Annotated in this window: 23 protein-coding genes; 13 read left to right on the forward strand and 10 right to left on the reverse strand. The window is 73.1% G+C overall.

The genetic code is table 11. From position 1 onward, the window contains the following. A complete protein-coding gene (locus BSL84_RS31800) occupies nt 1-900 on the reverse strand; it encodes an SDR family oxidoreductase (RefSeq protein ID WP_075971764.1) in 900 nt (299 codons plus the stop codon). An 84-nt stretch (nt 901-984) separates the two neighbouring features. Beyond that, nucleotides 985-2,112: a hypothetical protein gene (locus BSL84_RS31805; protein WP_075971765.1), complete on the reverse strand. Its 1,128-nt coding sequence runs from the start codon at nt 2,110-2,112 to the stop codon at nt 985-987. Between the two features lie 223 nt (nt 2,113-2,335). On the opposite strand from BSL84_RS31805, the gene BSL84_RS31810 reads away from it, so the two are divergent. From BSL84_RS31810 to BSL84_RS31835, 6 genes are all read left to right on the forward strand, one after another. Further along, the gene (locus BSL84_RS31810) at nt 2,336-3,310 is read left to right on the forward strand and encodes an NADPH:quinone oxidoreductase family protein (protein ID WP_045321946.1); all 975 of its coding nucleotides are present in this window, start codon (nt 2,336-2,338) and stop codon (nt 3,308-3,310) included. Continuing rightward, on the forward strand, nt 3,307-4,512 hold the full coding sequence (locus tag BSL84_RS31815) for an acyl-CoA dehydrogenase family protein (protein ID WP_030029634.1): 1,206 nt from the start codon (nt 3,307-3,309) through the stop codon (nt 4,510-4,512). The genes BSL84_RS31810 and BSL84_RS31815 overlap by 4 nt, the downstream gene beginning before the upstream one ends. Continuing rightward, the gene (locus BSL84_RS31820) at nt 4,509-5,633 is read left to right on the forward strand and encodes an acyl-CoA dehydrogenase family protein (RefSeq protein ID WP_045321947.1); all 1,125 of its coding nucleotides are present in this window, start codon (nt 4,509-4,511) and stop codon (nt 5,631-5,633) included. Before BSL84_RS31815 ends, BSL84_RS31820 begins: the two co-directional genes overlap by 4 nt. A gap of 415 nt (nt 5,634-6,048) precedes the next feature. Beyond that, nucleotides 6,049-6,588, forward strand: a complete 540-nt coding sequence (locus BSL84_RS31825; protein ID WP_030030917.1) for a GNAT family N-acetyltransferase — start codon at nt 6,049-6,051, stop codon at nt 6,586-6,588. A 59-nt stretch (nt 6,589-6,647) separates the two neighbouring features. Beyond that, the gene (locus tag BSL84_RS31830) at nt 6,648-7,013 is read left to right on the forward strand and encodes a tyrosinase family oxidase copper chaperone (protein WP_075971766.1); all 366 of its coding nucleotides are present in this window, start codon (nt 6,648-6,650) and stop codon (nt 7,011-7,013) included. A gap of 30 nt (nt 7,014-7,043) precedes the next feature. Further along, entirely contained in the window at nt 7,044-7,907 is an 864-nt protein-coding gene (locus BSL84_RS31835) for a tyrosinase family protein (RefSeq protein WP_030030915.1), read from the forward strand. A 104-nt stretch (nt 7,908-8,011) separates the two neighbouring features. Here the strand turns inward: BSL84_RS31835 and BSL84_RS31840 are convergent, their stop codons facing one another. Both BSL84_RS31840 and BSL84_RS31845 read right to left on the reverse strand, forming a co-directional pair. Beyond that, entirely contained in the window at nt 8,012-8,299 is a 288-nt protein-coding gene (locus tag BSL84_RS31840; RefSeq protein ID WP_030030914.1) for a chaplin, read from the reverse strand. Nucleotides 8,300-8,395: 96 nt separating this feature from the next. After that, entirely contained in the window at nt 8,396-8,716 is a 321-nt protein-coding gene (locus tag BSL84_RS31845; RefSeq protein WP_030030913.1) for a hypothetical protein, read from the reverse strand. Between the two features lie 98 nt (nt 8,717-8,814). On the opposite strand from BSL84_RS31845, the gene BSL84_RS31850 reads away from it, so the two are divergent. Further along, nucleotides 8,815-10,293, forward strand: a complete 1,479-nt coding sequence (locus tag BSL84_RS31850) for a carboxylesterase/lipase family protein (protein WP_079273372.1) — start codon at nt 8,815-8,817, stop codon at nt 10,291-10,293. Here BSL84_RS31850 and BSL84_RS31855 read toward each other — a convergent pair. Then, entirely contained in the window at nt 10,271-11,527 is a 1,257-nt protein-coding gene (locus BSL84_RS31855) for an alpha/beta hydrolase (protein WP_079273373.1), read from the reverse strand. The two genes, BSL84_RS31850 and BSL84_RS31855, sit on opposite strands and share 23 nt — an antisense overlap. A gap of 263 nt (nt 11,528-11,790) precedes the next feature. Here BSL84_RS31855 and BSL84_RS31860 point away from each other — a divergent pair, with 263 nt between their 5' ends. After that, entirely contained in the window at nt 11,791-12,819 is a 1,029-nt protein-coding gene (locus BSL84_RS31860) for a TolB family protein (protein ID WP_030026597.1), read from the forward strand. Nucleotides 12,820-12,879: 60 nt separating this feature from the next. On the opposite strand, the gene BSL84_RS31865 is transcribed toward BSL84_RS31860, so the two are convergent. After that, on the reverse strand, nt 12,880-13,566 hold the full coding sequence (locus BSL84_RS31865) for a GNAT family N-acetyltransferase (protein WP_030026596.1): 687 nt from the start codon (nt 13,564-13,566) through the stop codon (nt 12,880-12,882). Between the two features lie 140 nt (nt 13,567-13,706). On the opposite strand from BSL84_RS31865, the gene BSL84_RS31870 reads away from it, so the two are divergent. The 3 genes from BSL84_RS31870 (at nt 13,707) to BSL84_RS31880 (ending at nt 16,724) form a co-directional block, all read left to right on the forward strand. Then, nucleotides 13,707-14,507: an alpha/beta fold hydrolase gene (locus BSL84_RS31870; protein ID WP_075971768.1), complete on the forward strand. Its 801-nt coding sequence runs from the start codon at nt 13,707-13,709 to the stop codon at nt 14,505-14,507. Between the two features lie 57 nt (nt 14,508-14,564). After that, complete coding sequence (locus BSL84_RS31875; RefSeq protein ID WP_030026594.1) at nt 14,565-15,242, forward strand: (2Fe-2S)-binding protein; 678 nt, start codon at nt 14,565-14,567, stop codon at nt 15,240-15,242. A 78-nt stretch (nt 15,243-15,320) separates the two neighbouring features. After that, entirely contained in the window at nt 15,321-16,724 is a 1,404-nt protein-coding gene (locus BSL84_RS31880) for an alpha/beta hydrolase family protein (RefSeq protein ID WP_045321954.1), read from the forward strand. An 18-nt stretch (nt 16,725-16,742) separates the two neighbouring features. Here the strand turns inward: BSL84_RS31880 and BSL84_RS31885 are convergent, their stop codons facing one another. Both BSL84_RS31885 and BSL84_RS31890 read right to left on the reverse strand, forming a co-directional pair. Continuing rightward, complete coding sequence (locus tag BSL84_RS31885) at nt 16,743-18,518, reverse strand: S8 family peptidase (RefSeq protein ID WP_030026592.1); 1,776 nt, start codon at nt 18,516-18,518, stop codon at nt 16,743-16,745. 280 nt (nt 18,519-18,798) lie between these two features. Continuing rightward, entirely contained in the window at nt 18,799-20,223 is a 1,425-nt protein-coding gene (locus tag BSL84_RS31890) for a cation:dicarboxylate symporter family transporter (RefSeq protein ID WP_078848948.1), read from the reverse strand. Nucleotides 20,224-20,328: 105 nt separating this feature from the next. Here BSL84_RS31890 and BSL84_RS31895 point away from each other — a divergent pair, with 105 nt between their 5' ends. Both BSL84_RS31895 and BSL84_RS31900 read left to right on the forward strand, forming a co-directional pair. Then, on the forward strand, nt 20,329-21,957 hold the full coding sequence (locus BSL84_RS31895) for a sensor histidine kinase (RefSeq protein WP_075971769.1): 1,629 nt from the start codon (nt 20,329-20,331) through the stop codon (nt 21,955-21,957). Beyond that, nucleotides 21,954-22,655, forward strand: a complete 702-nt coding sequence (locus BSL84_RS31900) for a response regulator (RefSeq protein ID WP_030026589.1) — start codon at nt 21,954-21,956, stop codon at nt 22,653-22,655. Before BSL84_RS31895 ends, BSL84_RS31900 begins: the two co-directional genes overlap by 4 nt. Here BSL84_RS31900 and melC2 read toward each other — a convergent pair. Together melC2 and melC1 are read right to left on the reverse strand one after the other, a co-directional pair. Further along, nucleotides 22,613-23,458: a tyrosinase MelC2 gene (gene melC2 / locus BSL84_RS31905; RefSeq protein WP_075971770.1), complete on the reverse strand. Its 846-nt coding sequence runs from the start codon at nt 23,456-23,458 to the stop codon at nt 22,613-22,615. The two genes, BSL84_RS31900 and melC2, sit on opposite strands and share 43 nt — an antisense overlap. Then, complete coding sequence (gene melC1, locus BSL84_RS31910) at nt 23,455-23,844, reverse strand: apotyrosinase chaperone MelC1 (RefSeq protein WP_030026587.1); 390 nt, start codon at nt 23,842-23,844, stop codon at nt 23,455-23,457. Before melC1 ends, melC2 begins: the two co-directional genes overlap by 4 nt. Nucleotides 23,845-24,036 lie beyond the last annotated feature (192 nt).

Raw genomic sequence — 24,036 nt, forward strand, 5'->3', positions numbered from 1 at the left:
TTAGGCGACGTCGAACGGGCCGCGCCCCAGCTGCTCCCGTACCGGGACCACCTCCGGGCCGACCACCGTCCGGCGCTGCCAGTTGGCGCCGTCGACGACCAGGGTGTGGCCGGTGACGAACCGGGCGAACGGTGAGGCGAGGAAGGTCGCGGCCCAGCCCAGTTCCCGGGGAGACCCCACCCGCAGGGCCGGCTGCCGGGCGTCGGCGGTGCCGGGCGCGGCGCGTTCGAGGCCGCCCCGGATGTCCGCGGTCATGTCGGCGTGCGGGAAGAGGCCCGGGACGAGCCCGTTGACCTGGATGCCGTATGGTCCCCACTCCACGGCGAGCGTCTCCACGAGGTTCTTCACCCCGGCCTTGGCGGCGGCACTGTGCGCGAAACCCGGCCCGCCCGTCCAGGCGTAGGAGGCCCCGACGTTGACGATCGACCCGGGGGTGCCCGCCGCGAGGTGGCGGCGGCCGAACTCCCGGGTCATGAACCAGGTGCCGGTCAGGGTGATGTCGACGACCGCCCGCCAGGCGTTGGGCGACAGGTCCTCCGCGGGGGAGGGGAAGTTGGCGGCCGCGTTGTTGACCAGTACGTCCGGCAGTGCCAGCGCGTCCTGCGCCGCGTCGAAGACCTCGGCGACCCGCTCCGGGTCCCGGATGTCGCAGACGGCGGCGGCCACCCGGCCCGCGCCCGGTACGGCCGAAAGCTCCTCCCGCGCCGCCTGGAGCCGCTCGGGGCGGCGGCCCGCGATCAGCAGATCGGCGCCGAGCCGGGCGAACTCGGCGGCCACGGCCTTGCCCAGCCCGGTGCCGCCGCCGGTCACGAGGACCACCTGCCCGGCGTACGTACCGGCGGGCAGGGCGGCGGCACCGAGCGGCGGCGGCGCGGGGAGGCCGCGCAGAGGGTTCTCCATGCGCCCATCGATAGCGTGCGGGCGCTCAGATCACCATGGCGCGGACACCCCGTCCCCCTGGCGGGTGGATCCGCCGCACACCGGCTAACTGCCGGGGTTGTACGCCTGCTTCGTCGCGCAGGTCCAGATCACCGGCTTGAGCCGGCCCTTCGCGTCCACGGCGGCCCCGCCGACGCGGTCGCCGTCCGACACCGCGTCGGCCATGCTCGCCCCGCCCGCGGCCAGCCGCGGCAGCGCCTTGACCGGGCCCGAACCGGCCCGCAGAAGCGCCTGGTCCGGGAGGGTCAGCTGTTCCGGGTGGTGCTTGGCCGTGCCGACGCTGACGTTCGTGGTCGGGCTGATCGCCTCGAACGTGGCGTACGGGTGGGTGCTCAGCCCCCCGGGCGAGGTGCCGAGGCCGGCGAGCGAGGGTTCCCACACCCACGTCTGGTACTCGTGCCACGGCCCGGCCCAGTCGTAGCCGACGACGCGGCCGCTCTCGTCGAGATCCTGGACGTAGCTGTCGTTCGTGGACCGCTCCAGCGCCCTGGGGGCGGTTCCGTCCCCCGGCCACAGCACCGGGTAGGAGCCCTCCAGGTGTTCACCGGTCTCGGGGATCTCGTGGTCCTGCGTGACCACGCCGAGGACGTCGCCACGGTTGTTGACGCCCGTGACCATCGAGATCCGGGTACCGGGGCCCGCGTCGGCCGGTACGGGCAGCTCGCGGACCTTCCGGCCGTCCTTCCAGACGGTGCCGGCCCAGCTGCCGGAGCGGGACACCACGTAGCCGGCGTCGTTGACGTCGGCCTCCAGGTCCGAGCCGTCGCTGTCCGGCAGCAGGGTGATCGCCGGGGCGCCCGCCTGGTACGTGAAGAGGGAGGTGGTGTCGGAGCTGCGGAGGACTCCGACCATCAGGCCGTGCGCGTTCACGGCGAGGACCTGCCCCCTCTGGTTCGGGTCGGTCAGCGGGACCTGGTGCACGGTGGTCCCGGTCCAGTACGCGGGCTTGTAGCCGGAGACGCCGACGGCGAGGCCGTCCGGGCCGAGGTCGAACACGCCCTGGCTGCGCTGCGCGTCGCGTGTGTACGACTCGTCCCCGATCGAGCCGAGCACCTGGACCTTCGGCGTGCACTTCGCGGCGGGTGCCGCGTCCGCCACCGCGACCGGCCCGGCCGCGGTGACCAGGCCGGCCAGAACGGCTGCGGCCGCGGCAGCGGGCGTACTTCTTCTCATGTGATGGTCCCCCCTGGACAGGTGCAGTTCCCCGTTGAGTCGTGACACGTGCACGCCACATATTGCCTGACCGTATGACGAATGTGGCCTGAAACAGCGCGTGTTGTTTCGAGTCGGTAGGCATCCGCGCCCGATCCGCACGCGCCGGAGATTCACAGATGGGCAAGCGACCGCTTAGTATGTGCTCGGAGCGTGATCCCTCGACGGCGGCTGGAGGCCCCGGATGCAGGCATGGCGAGTACACACCCCCGGCGAGCCCCGCGAGGCCATGCGCCTCGAAGAGGTGCCCGAACCGGTACCCGGCGAGGGCGAGGTGAAACTGAGGGTGCTCGCCGCCAACGTGAACTTCCCCGACGCGCTGCTCGTCCGCGGCCGGTACCAGATCACACCGCCGCTGCCCTTCAGCCCCGGCGTCGAGGTCTGCGCCGAGACCGAGGACGGCCGCCGCGTCATCGCCAACCCGAGCCTTCCGCACGGAGGCTTCGCCGAGTACGTCACCGCACCGGCCCGAGCCCTGCTCCCGGCCCCCGACACCCTCGACGACGCCGAGGCGGCCGCCCTCCACATCGGCTACCAGACCGGCTGGTTCGGCCTGCACCGCCGCGCCGGCCTCCGGGCCGGCGAGACCCTTCTCGTGCACGCCGCCGCCGGCGGTGTCGGCAGCGCCGCCGTCCAGCTGGGCAAGGCCGCCGGAGCCACCGTCATCGGGGTCGTCGGGGGCAAGGACAAGGCCTGTACCGCCGAAGAACTCGGCTGCGACCTGGTGGTCGACCGCACCGCGGAGGACATCGCCGCCCGCGTGAAGGAGTTCACCGCCGGACGCGGCGCCGACGTCGTCTACGACCCGGTCGGCGGCGACGCCTACACCGCGTCGACCCGATGCGTCGCCTTCGAGGGCCGGATCGTCGTCGTCGGCTTCGCGAGCGGCACCATCCCCGCCCCCGCCCTCAACCACGCCCTCGTGAAGAACTACGCCGTGCTCGGCCTGCACTGGGGCCTGTACGCCGCCAAGGACCCCGCCGCCGTCCTCGCCTGCCACACCGAGCTCACCCGGCTCGCCGCCGAAGGAGCCGTCACACCGCTCGTCAGCGAACGCGTCCCGCTCGCGCACGCCGCCGACGCCGTGCAGCGCGTCGCCGACGGGACCACCACCGGCCGCCTGGTGGTCCTGCCCGGCCTGGACGGAGCCGCCCGATGACCACCGGAGCCACCCCCACCACCCCCGAGGCGCTCCGCGCCCGCACCCGGGACCTGCTGACCGCGCACCCGCCCGCCCGCACCGACCGCACCGCGTTCCTCCGCGCCCGCTTCGACGCCGGACTCGCCTGGGTGCACTACCCCCCGGGCCTCGGCGGACTCGGCGCACCCCGCACCCTCCAAGCCGTCGTCGACGCCGAACTGGAAGCAGCCGGCGCCCCCGACAACGACCCCCGCCGGATCGGCATCGGCCTCGGCATGGCCGCACCCACGATCCTCGCGTACGGCACCGAGGAGCAGAAGCAGCGCTTCCTGCGCCCGCTGTGGCTGGGCGAGGAGGTCTGGTGCCAGCTCTTCAGCGAGCCCGGCGCCGGATCCGACCTCGCGGCGCTCGCCACCCGCGCCGTCCTCGACCAGGACGCCGGCGACTGGATCGTCGACGGCCAGAAGGTCTGGACCTCAAGCGCCCACAACGCCCGCTGGGGCATCCTCGTCGCCCGCACCGACCCGGCACTGCCCAAGCACCAGGGCATCACCTACTTCCTCTGCGACATGCACGCCCCCGGCGTCGAGGTCCGGCCGCTACGCCAGATCACCGGCGAAGCCGAGTTCAACGAGGTCTTCCTCACCGGCGTCCGCATCCCCGACACCCACCGCCTCGGCGCCGTCGGCGAGGGCTGGGCGGTCGCCCGCACCACCCTGATGAACGAACGCGTCTCCATCGGCGGCATGCGCATCCCGCGCGAGGGCGGCATGATCGCACCCGTCGCCGCCGCCTGGCGCGAACGCCCCGAACTGCGCACCCACGCCCTCCACCAGCGGCTGCTGGAACTGTGGGTCGAGGCCGAGGTCGCCCGCCTCACCGGCGAGCGGCTGCGCCAGCAGCTCGCCGCGGGCCAGCCCGGCCCCGAGGGCTCGGGCATGAAGCTCACCTTCGCCCGCCTCAACCAGGAGATCAGCGGGCTGGAGGTCGAACTCCTCGGCGCGGAAGGACTCCTGTACGAGGACTGGACCATGCGCCGCCCCGAACTGGTCGACTTCACCGGCCGCGACGCCGGCTACCGCTACCTGCGCGCCAAGGGCAACAGCATCGAGGGCGGCACCAGCGAAATCCTCCTCAACATCGTCGCCGAACGCGTCCTCGGCCTGCCCCCCGAGCCGCGCGACGACAAGGACACCGCCTGGAAGGACCTCTCCCGATGACGGCACCGACAGCGCCGACGGCGCCGGCCGACCTCCTCTACTCCGAAGCCGAGGAGGAACTGCGCACCGCCGTACGCGCACTCCTCGCCGCCCGCTGCGACGCCAGGACGGTCCTCGCCCGCGCCGAGACGGGCCGGCCGCACGACCCGGCCCTGTGGCACACCCTCGCCGCCGAGATCGGCACGGCGGGGCTCCTCGTACCCGAGAAGCTCGGCGGGCAGGGCGCGGGACACCGGGAGGCGGCCGTGGTGCTGGAGGAGCTGGGCCGGGCCGTGGCCCCCGTCCCCTACCTCACCAGCGCCGTGCTCGCCACGGAGATCCTGCTCGGCTGCGACACCGCCGAAGCCGCCGCGCTGCTGTCCGAACTGGCCTCGGGCAGCACGGTGTGCACCCCGGCCGTCCCGCTGACCCTCGCCCCCGGCGCACCCCTGCCCGCTCCCGTACGGGACTCCGGCGGCGGCACCCTGACCGGCACGGTCGACGCCGTGGCCGACGCGGTGGCCGCCGGCGTCCTGCTCGTGCCCGCCGACACCGGGCTCTACGCCGTCCGCGCCGAGGACGCCACCGTGACCCCGCTGGTCGGGCTGGACCTGACCCGCCCGCTCGCCACCGTCGCCCTGGAGGCGGCCCCCGGCATCCGCCTCGCCGATCCCGCCGCGGCCCGGGCCGCCGTCGCCGGAGCCCTGCTCTCCGCGGCGGGCCTCCTCGCGTCCGAGCAGGTCGGGCTCGCCGAGTGGTGCCTGACCGAGACCGTCGCACACAGCAAGGGCCGCTACCAGTTCAACCGGCCCGTCGGCTCCTTCCAGGCGCTCAAGCACCGCATGGCCCGGCTCTGGCTCGACGTGGCCTCCGCCCGGGCGGCGGCCAGGGCCGCGGCCGACGCCCTCGCCACCGGCGCCCCCGACGCACCCCTCACGGTCGCCGTCGCCCAGGCCTACTGCTCGGGGGTCGCCGTACGCGCCGCCGAGGAGTGCGTCCAGCTCCACGGAGGCATCGGCATGACGTGGGAGCATCCCGCCCACCTCTACCTCAAGCGGGCCAAGGCCGACTCCCTCGCCCTCGGCACGGCGGGCCACCACCGCGGCCTGGTCGCCGACTTCGCGGAACTCCCGGCGCCGTAGCCGGCGCCGGGAGCCCGGCACGCGGCGTACCGGGTGCCGGTACCGGTGCGGGGCCCGGGGTGCGGATGCAGACCGGACGCATGCCCGCACGACGCGGGTCCCCGCCGCCGCGCACCGGGACGCGTCGCCTCCGCCGGCTCGCCGCGGCCGCCGTGGCCGCGACGACCCTCCCGGTCCTCGCCCCGGCCGCCCCGCCCGCCCCGGCAGCGGCCACGGACACCACCGACCCGACCGCCGGCACCGCCGGGGCCGACTTCACCGGGACGGTGCCCCTGCCCGCCCGCCGTCGCGTCCACGTCGTCCGTACGCGAGGTGGGGGACCGGATCCGCGACGAGCAGCGCGGGCGAGGGCGTTGAGCCCCGTGTCGGCGGCCCCGCCTGCGGCGCGTCCCCCGCTGCTCCCTATGCTCGCCGCATGACCGCCGCGATCACCGCCCTGTCCGCCGCCGGCTTGCGCGCCCACCGTGACGAACTGGCCGCCCTCCTGCGGGCCGTGGTGTCCGACGGCTCCTCGCTCGGCTTCCTCGCGGGCCTCGACCGCGCCGGCGCCGCCGCCTGGTGGGACTCCCTGCTGCCCGCCGTCGAGGACGGAACCCTGGCCCTGTGGGTCTCCCGCAGCGGCGCCGGCGGCCCCGTCGACGGCACCGTCAGCTGGCACCGGGAGTCCAAGCCCAACGGCCGCCACCGGGCCGAGCTGCGCAAGCTCATGGTCCACCCGGCAGCCCGGGGCCGCGGCACCGCCCGCGCCCTCCTCGCGCACGCCGAGGCCGAGGCCGCCGGCGCGGGCGTGCTCCTGATGTACCTGGACACCCAGACCGGCAGCGCCGCCGAGCACGTCTACCGCTCCGCCGGCTGGGTGGAGGCCGGCACCATTCCCGACTACGCCACCGATCCGGAGGGCCGGCTGCATCCGACCACCTTCTTCTACAAGCAGCTCCGGGGTGCCCGCGGGTGACCTCGCCCGCCGCGCGGCGTTAGACCCGTAGCCGCCGGCCACCGAGCGAGGGAGACCGCATGTCCGCAGCAACCGCCGCCGCATCTCCGACCCGACGCGCACTCCTGCGCGCGGCGTTCACCGCGGCCATCCTCGCCGGTACGGGCGCTGCCCTGGCCCCCGTACTGCGCGCCCGCCGGCCCCGGCAGACCCTCACCCCGGCGCCGCTCGCCGAGGAGACGTACCGCGGCCGGCACATCGCCGTCGACGTCGCCGGGGTCCGCATCGACGGCCGCCCCCTGCACGTCATGCGCCGCGCCGACGGCAGCTATCTCAGCGGGATCAACCACTTCCAGTCCTATCCGACCCCACTGGAACTGGCCCGTGCCGCCGTCGACGAACTGGGCACGACCCAGCTGGCGTTCGCGGCCCCGCACCACGGCTGACACACCCAAGGGAACGGGAGGACCCCCGCTTTGCACGTCCGGCAGAACCAGAAGAACCTCACCAGCGCCCAGAAGAAGCGCTTCGTCGCGGCGGTGCTGGAGCTCAAGCGCAGCGGCGCGTACGACGCCCTGGTACGCACCCACGACAAGTACTTCGTGCCCGACCGGGACCGCAAGCTGCGCGTCGGGCACATGTCCCCGTCCTTCTTCCCGTGGCACCGGCTCTATCTGCTGGAGTTCGAGAAGCAGTTGCGGCAGATCGACCCGGGCGTGTCCGTGCCGTACTGGGACTGGACCACCGACACCAGCCCGGTCTCCTCGCTCTGGGCGGACGACTTCCTCGGCGGAACCGGCCGCGCGTCCGACCGCAAGGTGATGACCGGGCCGTTCGCCTACGACAAGGGCAACTGGACGGTCACCGTGGGCATCACGGAGTCCGCGTTCCTCACCCGCAACCTCGGCAGGCCGCAGAACCCGATCACCCTGCCGACCCCGGCCGAACTCCAGTGGGCGATCGACGACCCCGTCTACGACGCCTCGCCCTGGGACTCCACGGCCACGGCCGGCGGCTTCCGCAACAAGCTGGAGGGCTGGGCCGCCCCGAAGAGCGAGCGCTGGCGCAACCACAACAAGGTCCACCAGTGGATCGGCGGACACATGACGGGCGGTACGGCGCCCAACGACCCGGCGTTCTGGCTGCACCACGCCTTCGTGGACCTGGTCTGGGACCGCTGGCAGCACAAGCACCCCCGCTCCGGCTATCTGCCCGCCGCCCCCCTGCCTCCCGGCGACCTCCAGCGCGGCCGGGTCATCGCCCTCGACGAGCCGATGCCGCCGTGGAACGTCACCCCGCGCGAAGCCCTCAGCCACCAGGGCCTGTACCGCTACGAATGACCGGGCGCCCCCGGCGGACCCTGCGCCCCCGCGCCGGAGCCGGGGCGCCGGGCACAGGGGAAGGGCCCCCGCCGACGGCGGGGGCCCTCAGGCCGAGCAGGCGATCAGTGACCGTAGTCGCCACCCTCGGTGTGGTGGTCGGCGCCGCCGCCCGAGGCGTTGACGCAGGTGTTGCCGAACGCCGGGTTCAGCAGGGCGATCACGTTCACGGTGTTGCCGCAGACGTTGACCGGGACGTGCACCGGAACCTGGACCAGGTTGCCCGACAGGACACCGGGGGAGCCGACCGCCGCACCGTGCGCTCCGGCATCGGCGACAGCCAGGCCCGCACCGGCGACCACGGCGCTACCGGTGACAGCGGTGATGGCGAATGCCTTCGCGATACGCGACATCAAAGATCTCCTCGTGAGATGTGGGGCGCCACAGAATCTGTGGCATTTGACATGGCATACAACGCGGGGACGGCCGCGGGGTCACGGCCCCGGTGCCTACCCGGTCACGGGAAAGCCGACGGAGGCGAAGTACGGCCGGATCTGAGCCACCTCGCCGGGGCGCAGCGTCCCGACGATCCGGCCCGAGCAACGGGGGCCCTGGTACAGGGTCGCCGAACCGCGGGTCGTGTTGGTGACGGCGCGCCCTCCGCCGCCCTCCGCCGCCACGCAGCCCCGCGGCGCGGTGAGCCCGTGCACCCGGTCGTCCTGGCCCACGTACTGGAAATCCGGCCCGGCGGCGTGGGCCGGGCCGGTGACGCACGAGATGCCCGCCAGCAGGAGGGCGGGCAGAGTGTGGTGGATACGCAGGATTCGCATGCCCGTCCAACCGGGCCGGTCCCCGGCCCGGTCACGCCTTGTCACCCGTTGGAAGGCTGTGCGACCGTGCGGGACCGGTACAGCCGCAGGAGGACGGGATGAGCTCAGAGGGTGTCGCAGCGGCAGGCCGGCCGCGGGCCAGGACCGCGGCCGGCGTGGTCGAGGGCCGTACCGGGGCCGGCGGGATCGCGGTCTTCCGGGGCATCCCGTACGCCGCCCCGCCCGTCGGCGCCCTCCGCTTCGCGCCGCCCGCGCCCCCGGCCGCCTGGGACGGCGTACGCCAGGCCGCGGAATTCGGCCCGACCGCACCGAAAGTGCCCTACCCGGCCACCTTCGCGGCCCTGCTGACCGACCCCGAGATCCCCGGCGACGACTGCCTCAACGTGAACGTGTGGACCCCCGACCCGGCCCCCGGGGCCGGTCTGCCCGTCATGGTGTGGATCCACGGCGGCGCGCACACCCGCGGCTCGGCGGCCGTGCCCGTCTACGACGGCACGGCCTTCGCCCGCGACGGCGTCGTGATGGTGTCCTTCAACTTCCGCCTCGGCGTCCTCGGCTACGGGCTCTTCCCCGACGCTCCCGCCAACCGCGGCCTGCTCGACCAGATCGCCGCCCTCGAATGGGTCCGCGACAACATCGAGGCCTTCGGCGGCGACCCGGCCCGCGTCACCGTCTTCGGCGAGTCCGCCGGCGCCATCAGCATCGGCGCCCTCCTGGCGGCACCGCGCGCGGCCGGCCTCTTCCACCGGGCGGTCCTGCAGAGCGGAGCCCCCGAGGCACTGCCGCGCCCCCGGGTACGGGCCATGGTCCGGCGGATGGCCTCCCTGCTGAAGGTGGACGCCACCGCCGCGGCCTTCACCGCCACCCCGCTGCCCGACCTGATGGCCGCCCAGGCGGCCGTCCTGCGCCGGTCGGGCCCCCTCCTGGGCGGACCCGCCTTCGGCCTGGTCGTCGACCCGGACACCCTCCCCGCCGACCCGCTCGACGCCCTGACCGACGACACGGACGCCGCCTCCGGCACGGTGCCGCTGCTGTTCGGATGGACCACCGAGGAGTACCGGCTCTGGCTCGCGCCGACCGGCGGCATGCGGCTGCTCGACCGGATGGGCCCGCTCGCCGTGGCCATGGCCCGCGCCCGCGCGGGCAAGGACCGGGCCGCCGTACGGGCGCTGCGCACCGCCCTGCCCGGGGCCGGGCCGGCCGAGCTGGCCGGGCAGCTCCTCACCGACCGGCTGCTGCGCGATCCGCTGCGCAGGCTCGCGGGGGCCCGGCGGGCCGCGCCGAGCCACCTGTACGAGTTCGCCTGGTGCTCGGGCGTCCCGGGCCTCGGCGCCTGCCACGCCCTGGAGCTGGGCTTCGTCTTCGACACGCTGTCCGTGCCCGAGGCCGCGTGGCTGGCCGGGACCGAAGCCCCGCAGGCGCTGGCCGACGAGATGCACGCGGCGTGGGTGCGGTTCGCGACGACGGGCGACCCGGGCTGGGCGCCCTGGAACGGCGACGGCCCGCCGAAGGTGTTCGGCGGGCCGGAGCGCGATCGGAGGGAGGTGCCGGTGGCTATTCGACCGGTCCTTCCATGACCTTGCTGATGTACTGGATCGGCCCCTCGCCCATGTTCGGGACGTAGGTCTTGGCGTTGTGCTGCCCGCCCGGTATCACCCGCAGGCTGGTGTGCACGGGCCCTTTGTTGCCGAAGGTGGCGACGAACTTCTGCACGTCCGGCAGGGTCTTCTTGTTGCTCTCGTTGTCGCCGACCTGGAAGGCGATGTAGACGTCCGGACCCTTGGTGTCGATGAGGTGCCTGGCCAGCACCTCCGGGTTGTTCTCGGCCTTCTCCTTGTCGTGCCCCTTCCACAGCGAGGAGTCAGGGACGATGTCCGGGCCGGAGGCGATCACGGCCTTGAACTTGTCCGGGTGCTTCAGCACTGCCTTCATGCCCGCGAAACCGCCGGTGGAGGAGCCCATGAAGGCCCAGCCGTCACGGGACTTCACGGTGCGGAAGTTCGCCTTCATCAGGTCGGGGACGTCCTCGGTCAACCAGGTGCCCATCTTCGGCTGGCCGGGTATGTCGGAGCCGTCCCAGTAGACGCCCTTGTCGTCCGGGCCGGGGTTGAGCACCGGCATGGCCAGCAGGAACGGCTTGCTCTTGCCCTCCGCGTACCACTTGCTGATGCTGGTCTGGAGCCCGAGGTCCGTGCCCATCCAGTAGTTGTTCGGGTAGCCGGCGCCGCCCGGGAGGGCGATCAGGACCGGGAAGCCGCTCTTGGCGAACTTCGGGTCGTCGTACTCCTTGGGGGCCCAGACCCAGACCTTCCCCTTGAAGCCCGACTTCTTGCCGTCCAGGGTGGTCACGGCCACATGCGTGCCGTCGGCCAGCGTCATCGAGTTCTTGAAGTCGGCGGCCGGCCCGGTCGGCATCATCATCTTGGAGTTCGCCGGCTGCTGCGCATCCGCGCCGCCCTGGTCCTTGCCGCCGGACTGCTGTCCGAAGGAGACAGTGGAGCCCTTGTCGGTGAACGGGGGTATCTCGTAGTGGGTCATGACGCCGGCGGCCGTGCCCGCGAGCGCGAGGAAGCACACCCCGGCGATCAGCCAGCGCCTGCCCCGGCGGCGCGGGCGCCCGGGCGGCTCCTGCTCCCGGTGGCCCTCCGGCTGCTGCCCGTACGGCGCGGCGCCGTGCTGCTCCTGCCGCGCGTACTGCTCTCCGTACGGCTGCCCGTACTGCTCGCCGTACCGGTCGCCGGAGGGGGGCCGCGGGCCCTGCCCTCCCGGCCCGTACGGCTGGTGGTGCTGCCCCTCGGGTGCGTACGACATGTGCGGTGGCTCTCCGGCTGGTGCTGCCCCAGAGGGGCGGGGTGGTCCGACGACTCGGTTCTTCCGTTCGGAAGATGAACGGAAGTACGTCAGGGTTCCGCACTTTTCCTTCTCTTGGGATTCCCTGGGGCAGCGCATTGCCCGCCGGCCGGCCGCCATCATCGGCTCCGGATCCGTGGCCGCCCCTACCTGGTACCCGCACCCGCCGCTGGGTAGGGTGCCCCAGCCCCGCTCCCGGAACGCCCACCGCCCGGAGTCAGCCGATGACCCTGCAGCGCCGGATCCTGATCTTCGCCGCCACCCTCGCCGTGCTCACCGCCGTGGGTCTGACCGCCGTCCTGCGGGCCTCCTCCGCGGCGGGCGAGAAGGACCGGGCCCCCGCGGACGGCCCGCGGACCGGCCCGGGCGAGGTCTCGCTGGCCCCGGACGCCGGCGGACGGCGGATCGTCTTCCGGAACATGGCCTGGGGCCCGCACCGCGACGAGCTCGCCACGGTGCCGGCCGGCGCGCCCGGGAGCGACCGCACCGTGTCCGGGGTCGCCTGCCTGCGCTTCCACGCGGCAGGAGGCACGGGCATCTGCCTCCAGGCCGACAAGGGCGCGGTCCAGGACCGCTACCGGGCCGTCGTCCTCGACGCCCGCCTGGAGGAGGTGTCCGCCCGGCCGCTGGCGGGGATCCCCACCCGGGCCCGGGTGTCGCCCGGCGGGCACCTGGCCGCCTGGACCGTCTTCGTGGGCGGGGACTCGTACGCCGGTACGGACTTCTCGACGCGGACCTCGGTGCTCGACCTGCGCACCGGCAGGTTCGACGCCTCGCTGGAGGACTTCACCGTCCACAGGGACGGCAAGCCGTACCGCAGCGCCGACGTGAACTTCTGGGGCGTCACCTTCGCCGCAGACGAGCGGACCTTCTACGCGACCATGGCGACCGGCGGCCGGACCCACCTCGTCCGCGGGGATCTGGCCGCGCGCGCCGTGACCACCCTGCGCGAGAACGCCGAGTGCCCCTCCCTGTCACCCGACGGGACCAGGGTGGTGTTCAAGAAGCGGGTGGCGGGCCGGCCGGCCGAGGCGCCCTGGCGGCTGCACGTCCTGGACCTGGCCTCGGGCGGCGAGACCCCGCTCGCCGAGGAGCGCAGCGTGGACGACCAGGTGGTGTGGACGGACCGCGGGACCGTCGTCTACTCCCTGCCCGGCGACTTCGGCGCCGACCTGTACTCCGTACCGGCCGACGGGAGCGGTGCCCCCGCCCGGCTGATGGACTCGGCCCTGGCCCCGGCCTTCCTCGGATGAGGACCGGGACAGGCGCGGGACCGGGACCCGGGCGGGGGCAGGACCGTTTCCGTCGATCCCTCAGGCGGGGATGAGGGCCTTGCGGCGGCGCTTGCGCTGCGCCCCCGCCGACAGCCTCAGCTCGATGATCGACCGTACGGCCGGCCACTCCTCGTCGAGGATCGAGTAGAAGGCAGTGCTGCGGACGGCGCCGTCCAGTCCCCGTGAATGGGCCCGGCGCACTCCTTCGCAGGTGAAGCCGAGACGTTCCATCGCGGCGCGCGACCGGCCGTTGCGGGCGTCGGCCCGCAGCGAGATGCGGCGGACGCCCCAGACCTCGAAGGCATGGCGGAGCATGAGCAGCTTCGCCTCGGTGTTGATGCCGGTGCCCTGGGCGGCCGGCGACAGCCACGTGTTGCCGATCTCGGCGGCATCGGGGACCGCCGTCGCCGGATCACCGAACGGAACGCCCGGCACGGCGGGCCACACCAGCGGCCCCTGCCAGTAGTCGAGTTCCAGGAACCGGGTCGAACCGACGACGCGCCCGTCAGCGGCTCTGACGATGGCGAAGGGGAGCGATCGACCCGCGGCCTGGTCTGCGAGGGCGCGGTCGATGTACTCGTGTGACGCCTGCACCCCATGGGGTACGGGGGTGAAGGCGTAAGTCGTACGATCCTCGGCCCCGGCCACGGCCAGAGCCTCGGTGTGGTGGGGGGCGAGGGGCTGGAGCCGCACGGTGCGGCCCGCGAGGTGTACGGGTACGGGCACGGAGCCTTCGGTCCTTCTGGGCGGTGGGGAGGTGGCACAGTCTGCGTCCATGACGTCGCCCCCCGTGCAAAACACGAGTGAAAGACGACCGGCTGTCTGGTGAACGCGGGTGGCTCAATGTAGCCCCTTAAAGTCCTCTCATGAAGCCCCAATTTGGCAATGGTGTGACGCTGGTTTCCGACGACTCGGGTCCCCGCCACGGAGCGCCCGTGATCCTCGTCCACGGGCATCCCTTCAACCGCACCATGTGGGCCCCGCAGACAGCTGCGCTCACAGCCGCCGGATACCGCGTGATCACCCCTGACCTGCGAGGATACGGAGACAGCCCGGTGTTGCCGGGCAAGGTGACGCTCGCCGACCACGCCGACGACATCGCCGCCCTCCTGGACGGACTGGGCCTCGAACAGGTGGTCGTCGGCGGTGTGTCCATGGGCGGTCAGATCGCGATGGAGATCCGGCTGCGCCACCCGGGTCTGGTACGGGCCCTGGTGCTGTCCGACACCTCCCCGGCGCCCGAGACGGAAGCCGGGGCGAAACTCCGCAGGGAGACCGCCGACCGACTGGTCGCCGAGGGCATGCGGCCCTACGCCGGCGAGGTGATCGACAAGATGCTGGCGCCCTACAACGTGACCGGCATGCCCGAGGTCGCCGCACGGGTCACGGCCATGATGTGCGCGACCGACCCCGAGGGTGCGGCCGCCGCCCAGCGCGGGCGGGCCGAGCGCCCCGACTACCGCCCCGTGCTCGCCTCGGCCGCCGAGCCCTGCCTGGTCCTGGTCGGCGCCGACGACGTCTACACCCCGGTCGCGGAGGCCCAGGCCCTGCACGCGCTGCTGCCGCACTCGGTGCTCACCGTCATCGAGGGGGCCGGCCACCTGCCGGGCGTGGAACAGCCGGAAGCCTTCAACCGGGCGCTGCTGGACTTCCTCGCCGGGCTCTGAGCCGGGATGGCGTGAGCACGTCCAAGCGCGGGCCGCGGTACTGAGATCATTCCGGGTATGGACGACGTACTGCGGCGACTGGCCGCCGTGGGCCCCTTCTTCACCGTGCCGTACGGGCCGGAGCCGCCCGGGCCCGGCTTCCGGCCGCTCGCCGAGCTGTACGGCGCGCAGCTCGCGCCCTACGTCGCCGAGGTGGGCCGCCGGATCGGCAGCGGACCGGGCAGGGTGGCCGCCTCGACCGCCCAGTTCGGGATCGCCTCCCGGCTCTGGTCGGTCGGGCTGGGGTGCGCGGCGCTGGCCGGACGGGTACCGGACCTGGCGGCCGACCGGGTGTGGTGGCGGCTGCCCGACGGGGGCTCGCTCCAGCTGTGGCTGCCCGAGCCCGCAGCCCGCCCGGCCGAAGGCCTCGGGGAGTCGGTCCTGGGAAACCTGGCCCTGCTGGAGACCGCTCTGCGGGAGCGGTACGGGGTCTCCCCGACGGTCCTGCGCGGGAACGCCGCGTCCGGGCTGGTCGGCGCGCTGCGGGTGCTCGTCGACCGGGTTCCGGGCGGCGCGGCCGTCGACCTGGCCGGCACCCTGCTCGCCGAGGACGGCGCTCTCGCGGGTACTGGGACGTTCATCCACGAGGAGGGGCTCGGCGTGGCCTTCGTACGGCGCAGCTGCTGCCTCTACTACCGCGTCCCCGGCGGCGGCCTGTGCGGCGACTGCGTGCTGCGTACCCGGCGCGGCACCTGAGGCGGCGGCAAGCCCGTTCGGAGCAGGCGAGGGCGCGGCACACCCCCGCGTGCGGGGGCCCGTCGTAGCGTCCCCTGCATGACCGCAAGCACACCGCACCAGCCCGCTTCCCTGACCCGCCGCGCCGCGCTGACCGGTCTCGCCGCGGGAGCCGGCGCGCTCGCCGTCGGGAGTACCGCCTGCACCGCGGCGGCCGTGCCCACACCGTCCGCGACGGACGCGACAGCCGCCGAACCGGCGCCCGGTGCGATGAAGCTCTTCGCCGATCCCGGCTTCAACTTCGCGGGACTTCTCGCGCTCGGAGCCGCCGGCATGCGCGCCTCCGAGGTCGGCGAGGTGCTGACCGCGGTCAACGCCGTCAACGCCGCGGGCCTGTCCGAGCAGACCTACACCGACACCTTCCGGTCCTGGGGCGACAGGCTCTCCGCGCCGCCGGCCGCCGGCCGCGACGGCGGCGGGACACCGTCGCAGACCCGCCGCTTCCGCTCGCTGCGCGCCGCCCAGTACTACGCCCAGGCGCTGTTCTACGTCCTCGGCACCGACCGGCCCGGCGACGAGGAGGCGGTCTACCGGCAGGGACGCGAGGCCTGGGACACCTTCGCCCGCCTGTGCACGCCGGCCGCCGTCACCGCCCGGGTGCCGTGGGGGAAGACCCGCCTGCCGCTGTGGTTCTTCCGCCCGGACGGTCCCGCGGAGCGCCGCCCCACCGTCATCCTCACCAACGGCAGTGACGGGCAGAACCTGGACATGTGGACCTACGGCGTGTCCGCGGCCCTCGACCGCGGCTGGAACGCCCTGGTCTACGACGGCCCCGGTCAGGGGCAGTTGCTGTTCGTGGAGGAGATCCCCTTCACCACCCGCTGGGAGACGGTGGTCAGCCCCCTCGTCGACTGGCTGCTCCGGCGTGCGGACGTGGACGGCGACCGCATCGCCATCACCGGCCTCAGCATGGGCGGCAACCTCGCCCCGCGCGCCGCCGCCTTCGAGCACCGGCTCGCCGCGGTCGCGGCCATGCCCGGATGCCTCAGCCCCTGGCTGGGCTTCGACAAGGAGCTGCGCGACCTCGTCACGCCCGACAAGGCGGAGACCAACCGGATCTGGAACGAGGACGTCGTCCCGGAGCTCACCCCGCAGCTGGCCTTCAACGTCAAGAAGCGCTTCGAGATCTTCGACCGGCAGGCGCTGCGCCAGGCGCGCGAGGGGAGGGTCCCCACGGACATCTGGACGCCGGCCCAGGTGGCCATGGGCCTCGACATCACCAAGGTGGTCGGGAGGATCAAGGCCCCCACGCTCGTCCTGGACTACGACTTCGAGCAGTTCTACCCCGGCCAGCCTCGGCAGATGTACGACCTGCTGCGCACCCGCCGCGAGTACGTGAAACTGACGAAGGCCACCGGGGCGCAGTTGCACTGCTCCCCGATGGCCCCTCAGCAGCACTGCGACGTCGTCTTCGACTGGCTGGCCGACGTCCTGCGGCGCTGAGTGTCCCGGTGCGGTCCCTTAGAAGGTGACGTTCCAGGAGTCGATCCGGCCGACGTCTCCGCGGGCGTTGTCGTTGACCCGGAGCTTCCAGGTGCCGTTCGCGGCCTCGGAGGAGGCGTTGACGGTGTAGACCTGGTTGATGTTGTCCGTGCTGCCGCCGGAGCGGTTGTGGACGGTGTAGACGCTGCCGTCGGGGGCGATCAGGTCGACCTTGAGGTCACCGATGTAGGTGTGCACGATGTTCACACCGACCTTGAGGGTGGCCGGGGCGTTGCCGGTCACGCCGCTGACGGTGATCGGGCTCTCCACGGTGGTGTTGTCACCGATGGTGAAGTCCGCGGTGTTCTCGAAGTACTTGCCGGGAGGCGGCGTGCTGCCGACGGCCTTGAGGGCGTCGACCTGGCCCTCGCCGAAGAAGCCGTTCTTCGCCGTGGTGCCCTTGCAGCGGCTGTCCGACGGGCAGGCGACGTCGTTGGCCTGGGTGGCCAGCTTGTCGCGCAGCTGCGCCGGGGTGATGCCCGGGTTGGTGCTGGCCAGCAGGGCCGCCACACCGGCGACGTGCGGCGAGGCCATCGACGTACCGCTCATGGAGCCGTACTTGCCGCCCGGCAGGGTGCTGTAGATGCCGACGGCGTCTCCGCCGGGGGCCGTGACGTCGACGACGTTCAGGCCGTAGTTGGAGTACGAGGCCTTCGCGGTGGTCCCCATCGCCGAGACCGTGACCACGCCGGGGAGCTCGGTCGGGATGTCGAGGCAGGCGTTGGTGATGGTGCGGGTGACCGGCGTCGAGTCGTTCGGGCTCTCGGTGTCGGTCGTCTTGTTCGCGAGGTCGAGGTTGGAGTTGCCGGCCGCGGCGACCTGGAGCGAGCCCTTGCTCTCCGCGTACTCCTGGGCGCGCTTGACGCCCTCGATGATCGCGGCCTGGTCGGCGTTGTCCGGGCAGTTGAACTGCCACGGGTCCGTGTAGTAGCTGTTGTTGGTGACCTGGAAGCCGTGGTCGCCGGCCCACATGAAGCCGCAGACGGTGTTCTCGGCGAAGAAGAGCGAGGAGTCCGGCTCGGCGATGCGCACCGAGGAGATCTTCACGCTCGGGGCCACGCCGATGACGCCCTTGCCGTTCTTGGCGGCGGCGACCGTGCCGGCCACGTGCGTGCCGTGGGTGCCGATGTCGCGCCAGGCGCCCGTGCGGGTGTCGGGCTTGCCGTAGGCGCAGGACGCGGAGTCCGCGGCGTTGAAGTTCGGCGCCAGGTCCTGGTGCTGGTCGTCCACACCGGTGTCCAGGATGCCGACCTTGACGGAGGCGGAGCCCGTGGTGACGGCCCAGGCCTGGTCGGCCTTGATCTGGGTCATGTCGGCGCGGACCGGCTCGCCCGAAGGGGTCGTGGACTGCGCCGGGTTGGCGGGCAGCCTCGGGTTGTAGGCGTCCGCCGGCACGTCGGAGGTGCGGGTGGCGCCGACCTGCTGGACCCCGCTCACGCCGCGCATGGTGGCGGCGAAGGAGGCGGAGGCGGAGTGGGCGGTGATGACGCCGATCGCGTCGTAGTACTGGAAGACGGTTCCGCCGTTGGCGGTGACCGCGTTGCGGACCGCGGTGGTGTCACCGGGGGCGGTGATCACGAGGTAGGCGCGGGTGCCGGCAACCCAGGTCGCACTCTGGGAAGCGGGAGCCGCGGCCTTGGGGGCCGCCGCCGCGGGGGCGGGGACGGCCGAGCCGGAGGGCGAGACGGGGGCGGTGCCGGCGAGCGCGGTGGGAGCGCCGAAGGCGAGCGCCGCGCCGAGCGTGGCCGCCAGCACGAGGGTACGTCGAGGTCGGCTGGATATGTGGGGTATCAATGCGTCCTCCGAAGACCCGGTGGTCAGGCCGGGTCGTACGAAACAAGTGGTGGACGCAAGATGTCATGCACGCGGCCAGTTACGGAAGTACCTTTTACAGCACGGGGGTTCGTTTATCGGTGGCCGAATACCGACTATGGGTGCAAGTGGGGAGAATGCGGCGGGCCGGCCGGGCTGGGCACCGTGGGGGCGAGCCCTGCCCGGCCGGCCCGACGCGGGCGGACCGGCTGAGGAGGAGGGGCTACACCGGTACGCCGTCCTTGGGGTTGTGCGCCGCGACCGGCGCGGTGGTCGAGCTCGCGTCCACGGTCGCATCCGCGTTCGCGGCCGTGGCCACGGCCGGGGCCGTGTCCGCTTCGGCCGGGGCCGTCCCGTGCCCGTCGTCGACCAGCGTCTTCTCGTCGAAGGGCAGCCGTCCGGCGAGGACCTCCGCGGCCCGGTCACGGTCGAACTCCTTCGTCCACGTCCCGATGAGCACCGTGGCGACCGCGTTGCCGGCGAAGTTGGTCAGGGCCCGCGCCTCGCTCATGAACCGGTCGATGCCCACGATCAGGCCGACACCGTCGACCAGTTCCGGCCGGTGCGACTGCAGGCCGCCCGCGAGGGTGGCCAGGCCCGCGCCGGTCACGCCGGCCGCGCCCTTCGAGGCGATGACCATGAACAACAACAGGGAGATCTGCTCACCCAGGGCCAGCGGCGTCCCCATCGCCTCGGCGACGAACAGCGAGGCCATCGTCAGGTAGATCGCCGTCCCGTCCAGGTTGAAGGAGTACCCGGTCGGCACGGTGATGCCGGTGACCGGCCGCGAGACCCCCAGGTGCTCCATCTTCGCGATCAGCCGCGGCAGCGCCGACTCCGACGAGGACGTCGAGAGGATCAGCAGGAACTCCCGGCCCAGATAGCGCAGCAGGGCGAAGACGCTGACCCCCGTGCACACGCGCAGCAGGGTGCCCAGCACCACGAAGACGAAGAGCAGACACGTCGTGTAGAAGCCGATCATGATGACGGCGAGGGACTTCAGCGCGTCGATGCCGGTCGCCCCGACCACCGCCGCGATCGCCCCGAAGGCCCCGACGGGAGCCGCCCACATGATCATCGCGAGCACCCGGAACACCAGCTTCTGCACGTGCCCGATGCCCCGCAGCACCGGCTCGCCCGCCGCCCCCATGGCCTGGAGCGCGAACCCGCACAACAGCGCCACCAGCAGCGTCTGGAGCACCTCCCCGCCGGTGAACGCGGAGACCAGCGTGGTCGGGATGATCCCCAGCAGGAACTCCGGGGTGCTCTCCGCCCCGCCCGCCTTGGCCTGCGCCTCGCCCGCGCTGCGCGCCGCCTCGGTCAGGTGCAGGCCGCTGCCCGGCTCCAGGAGGTTGCCGACCAGCAGCCCGATGGCCAGCGCCACCGTGGACATGACCATGAAGTAGCCGAGGGCCAGCCCGCCCACGGCGCCCACCTTGGCGGCCTTGCGTACGGAACCGATGCCCAGCACGATCGTGCAGAAGATCACAGGCGAGATCATCATCTTGATGAGGTTCACGAAGCCCGTGCCGAGCGGTTTGAGCTCGACGGCCACGCCGGGGGCGGCGAAGCCGACCGCGATGCCGAGCAGCACCGCGGCGATCACCGCGATGTAGAGATAGTGGGTTCTGTCGCGCTTGGCGGCCACGATGCCTCCTGGTGGTGAAGTCGTCCGGGGAGACCATCACCCAGCGCTGTGACCCCGGTCACCCTTGCGTTCATTGAGTTCACGACCCGGTGCACACTGAGCGCCATGTTCCGCTTGCCTCGTCCGCCGCGCAGCCTCGCCGGCCAGCTCTTCGCCATGCAGGTACTGCTCGTCGCCGTGGTCGTCGCGGGCTGCGCCGTCTACGCCTACGCCACCGCCCGCGGCCAGTCGGAGGACGCCGCCAGACGGCAGGCCGGGGCCGTCGCCCGCGCGGTCGCCGACTCGCCCTCCGTACGGGAGGCGATACGCGGGGCGGCGCGCGGCAGCGACCCCTCCGCCGAGCTCCAGCCCTACGCGGAGAAGGTCCGCGTGGACTCCGGCGTCGACTTCGTGACGATCATGGATCCGGACGGCAGGCGCTGGACCCACCCCGACCCCCGCCGCATCGGCAAGCCCTTCATGGGCAACACGGCACCGGCCCTGCGCGGCGAGACCTTCAGCGAGACCTACACCGGCACCCTCGGCCCCTCCATCCGCGTGGTCACCCCGCTGGAGGACGACGGCCGGCTCGTCGGCCTGGTGAGCGCGGGGATCACCGTCCGCGCCATCAGCGACCGGCTCGGCGCGCAGCTCTCCGCCCTCGTCTGGGTCGCGGGCGGCGCACTCGCCCTGGGCGGCGCGGGCACGTACGTCGTCAACGCCAGGCTGCGCCGCCACACTCATGGCATGAACGCGGCCGAGCTCAGCCGGATGTACGACTACCACCAGGCAGCCCTGCACGGGGTGCGCGAGGGGCTGCTCATGCTCGACGGACAGCGCCGCATCACCCTGATCAACGACGCCGGACGCGAGCTGCTGGGCCTGCCGGCGGACGTCACCGGCACCGGGGCGGCCGACCTCGGGCTGCCCGCGCCCCTCACCGGCGTACTGCTCGCCGACCGCCCCCGGGTGGACGAGGTGCACCTGACGGCGGACCGGGTGCTGGTCGTCAACAGCTCGCCCGTCGCCGGCGGCGGCCGCCGCGGCACCGTGGTCACCCTGCGCGACCACACCGAACTGCAGGCCCTGACCGGCGAACTGGACCACGAGCGGGGCTTCACCCAGGCGCTGCGCTCCCAGGCCCACGAGGCGGCCAACCGGCTGCACACCGTGGTCTCCCTGATCGAACTCGGCCGCGCGCAGGAGGCGGTGGAGTTCGCCACCGCCGAGCTGGAACTGGCCCAGGCCCTCACCGACGAGGTGGTCACCGCCGTCGGCGAGCCCGTACTGGTCGCGCTGCTGCTGGGCAAGGCGGCCCAGGCGCACGAGCGGGGCATCGAACTCGTCGTCACCGCCGACAGCCGCAGCCTCGCCGACCTGGGCGGACTGCCGCCGGCCCGGGACCTCGTCACGGTGCTCGGCAACCTCATCGACAACGCCGTCGACGCGGTGACGGCCGTACCGGGAGCCCGTATCGCCGTCACCCTGCGGCCCGAACGCGACGAGCTGCTGCTGCGGGTCGCGGACAACGGGCCGGGGCTGCCCGAGGGGGTGGACGTGTTCCGCCGGGGCTGGTCCGGCAAGGGGGAAGGGCGCGGTCTCGGCCTCGCACTCGTACGCCAGGTCGCACAGCGCTACGGCGGTGCCGTGGTCGCCTCGCAGGGGCCGGGCGGCGGCGCGGAGTTCACCGTACGGCTGCCCACCGCCCCCGAGCGGGCGGCGGACCGGGACGGGGCCGCGGGGGCCGCGCGGTGAGCGGCGGCGAGGTGCGCGTGCTGGTGGTCGAGGACGACCAGGTCGCCGCCGACGCGCACGCGCTCTACGTCGGCCGGGTACCCGGCTTCACCGCCGTCGGGGCCGTCCACTCGCTGGCCGAGGCCACCCGGGTGCTGGAGCGCACCCGGGTCGACCTGCTGCTGCTGGACCTCGGCCTGCCCGACGGGCACGGCCTGCGCTTCGCGCGCGGACTGCGGGCCGCCGGGCATCCGGTCGACGTGATCGTGGTGACCTCGGCCCGGGACCTGGCCGTGGTCCGCGAGAGCGTCTCGCTGGGCGTGGTCCAGTACGTCCTGAAGCCCTTCGCGTTCCCCACGCTGCGCGAACGGCTGCTGCGCTACGCCGAGTTCCGCCAGGCGGCCGGGGAGGCGGCCGGCCAGGACGACGTGGACCGGGCGATGGCAGCGCTGCGCGCGCCCCGCCCGGCCGAGCTCCCCAAGGGGCTGAGCGCGCCGACCCTGGACCGGGTCGCCGCCCTGCTGCGGGCCGCGCCCGAGGGGCTGACCGCGGCGGGGGCGGCGGAGGCGGCCGGGATCTCCCGGATCACCGCACGCCGCTACCTGGAGCACCTGGTCGACACCGGCCGGGCGGACCGGACTCCCCGGTACGGCCAGGTCGGCCGCCCCGAACTGCACTACCGGTGGCTGGCGGGGGCCGGTTCGGTGTCGAAGGTGTAGAACTTCCGGTGGTCGAGCATGTCCGCCGGGGTCACGTCGTTCCACGGCCGCATGGTGTCGTTCAGGTCCACCACGTTCGGCGTGCCCGCTGCCGGCAGGTACGTGGACTGCGGGTGCTTGGCCTGCCACTCGGCCCACAGCTTGTCGATGAAGGCGTGGTGCATCCAGAACACCGGGTCGTTGGGGGAGACCCCGGTGGACATCTGCCCGCCGACCCACACGTGCACCCGGTTGTGCAGGTTGGCGCCGCGCCAGCCCTCCAGGTGGTTGCGGAAGCCGTTGGAGGAGCTGTTCCAGGGAGCCATGTCGTAGACCGGCATGGCGAGTACGGAGTCCACCTCGGCCCGGGTCGGCAGCTGGGCCACGCCCGCCCCGAGCGCGCGCCGCAGGTACGGGCGCCCGTCCACGCGCACGTCGATGTTCCACCGGCCCGTCGCGTACGCGAAGGGGCCGTCCATGACCTGCCCGTCACGGGCCCGGCCGGTGCCGCCGAGGAAGTCGGGGCCCCAGAGGGAGGAGCGCGTGGTGCGGTCGGCGGTCCAGTCCCAGTAGGGGAGCGCGACGCTCGCGTCCACCTTCTGCAGCGCCTCCTCGAACTCCAGCAGGAAGCGGCGGTGCCACGGCAGGAAGGAGGGGGAGCGGTGGCCGACGCGGTCGCCCGAGTCGGTGTCGCTCATGATGAAGCCGTTGTGGGTGGTGACGAAGCGGTCGTAGCTGCCGTTGCGCTTGAGCTCCAGCAGGGCCGAGGTGAAGGCGCGCTTCTCCTCGGGCGTCAGCGTGGCCTGGTTCTTGCGGACGGTCATGCCGCACCGCCGAAGGGGACGAGGGGCGCGCCCTGGAGGTCGCGGACGGCGGCGCGGGCGAGTAGCTTCGGCTCGGTGAACGTCTCGTAGTGGTTGATGACGCTGATCCAGCTGCCGTCGGCGTTGCGCATGATGTGGAGTTCTCTGCCGTCTATCCGGACGGTGGGTTGGCCGGGCGCGTGGTGGCCCCCGTGGTGCCCTCCGCCGCCCGTGGTGATCTGGATGCGGCGGCCCTGGTAGACCTCGTCGACGGTGCCCGGGGGGGTGGGCACGGCGGGGGTCGCGGCGGCGCTTGTGGCGACGCTCGTTGCTGCGGCGGTCAGGCCGAGGACGGTGAGTGCACCGGCAGTGGTCCCCAGGGCCTGACGGCGGGTGATCTTGTTCATGGCCGAAGAGGTATCAGCGCCCGTGAAGGGCTTGGCCGGTATCCGGACATCAGCGGATAAGTTGCCGGTAGAACAAGTTGGATGATCTTCCCGTCCGGGCCGGATCCTGCGGCTCGAACGGGAAGATCTGCGGCAGCAAGCCTACTCGACGGTAAGTTTTACGCGTCGGCAGGGTGTCTATGAACGGTGTCA

Origin of the sequence: Streptomyces sp. TN58, from assembly GCF_001941845.1 — a bacterium.
GTDB lineage: Bacteria > Actinomycetota > Actinomycetes > Streptomycetales > Streptomycetaceae > Streptomyces.

Coding starts and splice junctions, on each gene's coding strand:
- BSL84_RS31800 (WP_075971764.1), bottom strand. CDS start 900: ATGGAGAACCCTCTGCGCGGCCTCCCCGCGCCGCCGCCGCTCGGTGCC.
- BSL84_RS31805 (WP_075971765.1), bottom strand. CDS start 2,112: ATGAGAAGAAGTACGCCCGCTGCCGCGGCCGCAGCCGTTCTGGCCGGC.
- BSL84_RS31810 (WP_045321946.1), top strand. CDS start 2,336: ATGCAGGCATGGCGAGTACACACCCCCGGCGAGCCCCGCGAGGCCATG.
- BSL84_RS31815 (WP_030029634.1), top strand. CDS start 3,307: ATGACCACCGGAGCCACCCCCACCACCCCCGAGGCGCTCCGCGCCCGC.
- BSL84_RS31820 (WP_045321947.1), top strand. CDS start 4,509: ATGACGGCACCGACAGCGCCGACGGCGCCGGCCGACCTCCTCTACTCC.
- BSL84_RS31825 (WP_030030917.1), top strand. CDS start 6,049: ATGACCGCCGCGATCACCGCCCTGTCCGCCGCCGGCTTGCGCGCCCAC.
- BSL84_RS31830 (WP_075971766.1), top strand. CDS start 6,648: ATGTCCGCAGCAACCGCCGCCGCATCTCCGACCCGACGCGCACTCCTG.
- BSL84_RS31840 (WP_030030914.1), bottom strand. CDS start 8,299: ATGTCGCGTATCGCGAAGGCATTCGCCATCACCGCTGTCACCGGTAGC.
- BSL84_RS31845 (WP_030030913.1), bottom strand. CDS start 8,716: ATGCGAATCCTGCGTATCCACCACACTCTGCCCGCCCTCCTGCTGGCG.
- BSL84_RS31850 (WP_079273372.1), top strand. CDS start 8,815: ATGAGCTCAGAGGGTGTCGCAGCGGCAGGCCGGCCGCGGGCCAGGACC.
- BSL84_RS31855 (WP_079273373.1), bottom strand. CDS start 11,527: ATGTCGTACGCACCCGAGGGGCAGCACCACCAGCCGTACGGGCCGGGA.
- BSL84_RS31860 (WP_030026597.1), top strand. CDS start 11,791: ATGACCCTGCAGCGCCGGATCCTGATCTTCGCCGCCACCCTCGCCGTG.
- BSL84_RS31870 (WP_075971768.1), top strand. CDS start 13,707: ATGAAGCCCCAATTTGGCAATGGTGTGACGCTGGTTTCCGACGACTCG.
- BSL84_RS31875 (WP_030026594.1), top strand. CDS start 14,565: ATGGACGACGTACTGCGGCGACTGGCCGCCGTGGGCCCCTTCTTCACC.
- BSL84_RS31880 (WP_045321954.1), top strand. CDS start 15,321: ATGACCGCAAGCACACCGCACCAGCCCGCTTCCCTGACCCGCCGCGCC.
- BSL84_RS31895 (WP_075971769.1), top strand. CDS start 20,329: ATGTTCCGCTTGCCTCGTCCGCCGCGCAGCCTCGCCGGCCAGCTCTTC.
- melC2 (WP_075971770.1), bottom strand. CDS start 23,458: ATGACCGTCCGCAAGAACCAGGCCACGCTGACGCCCGAGGAGAAGCGC.
- melC1 (WP_030026587.1), bottom strand. CDS start 23,844: ATGAACAAGATCACCCGCCGTCAGGCCCTGGGGACCACTGCCGGTGCA.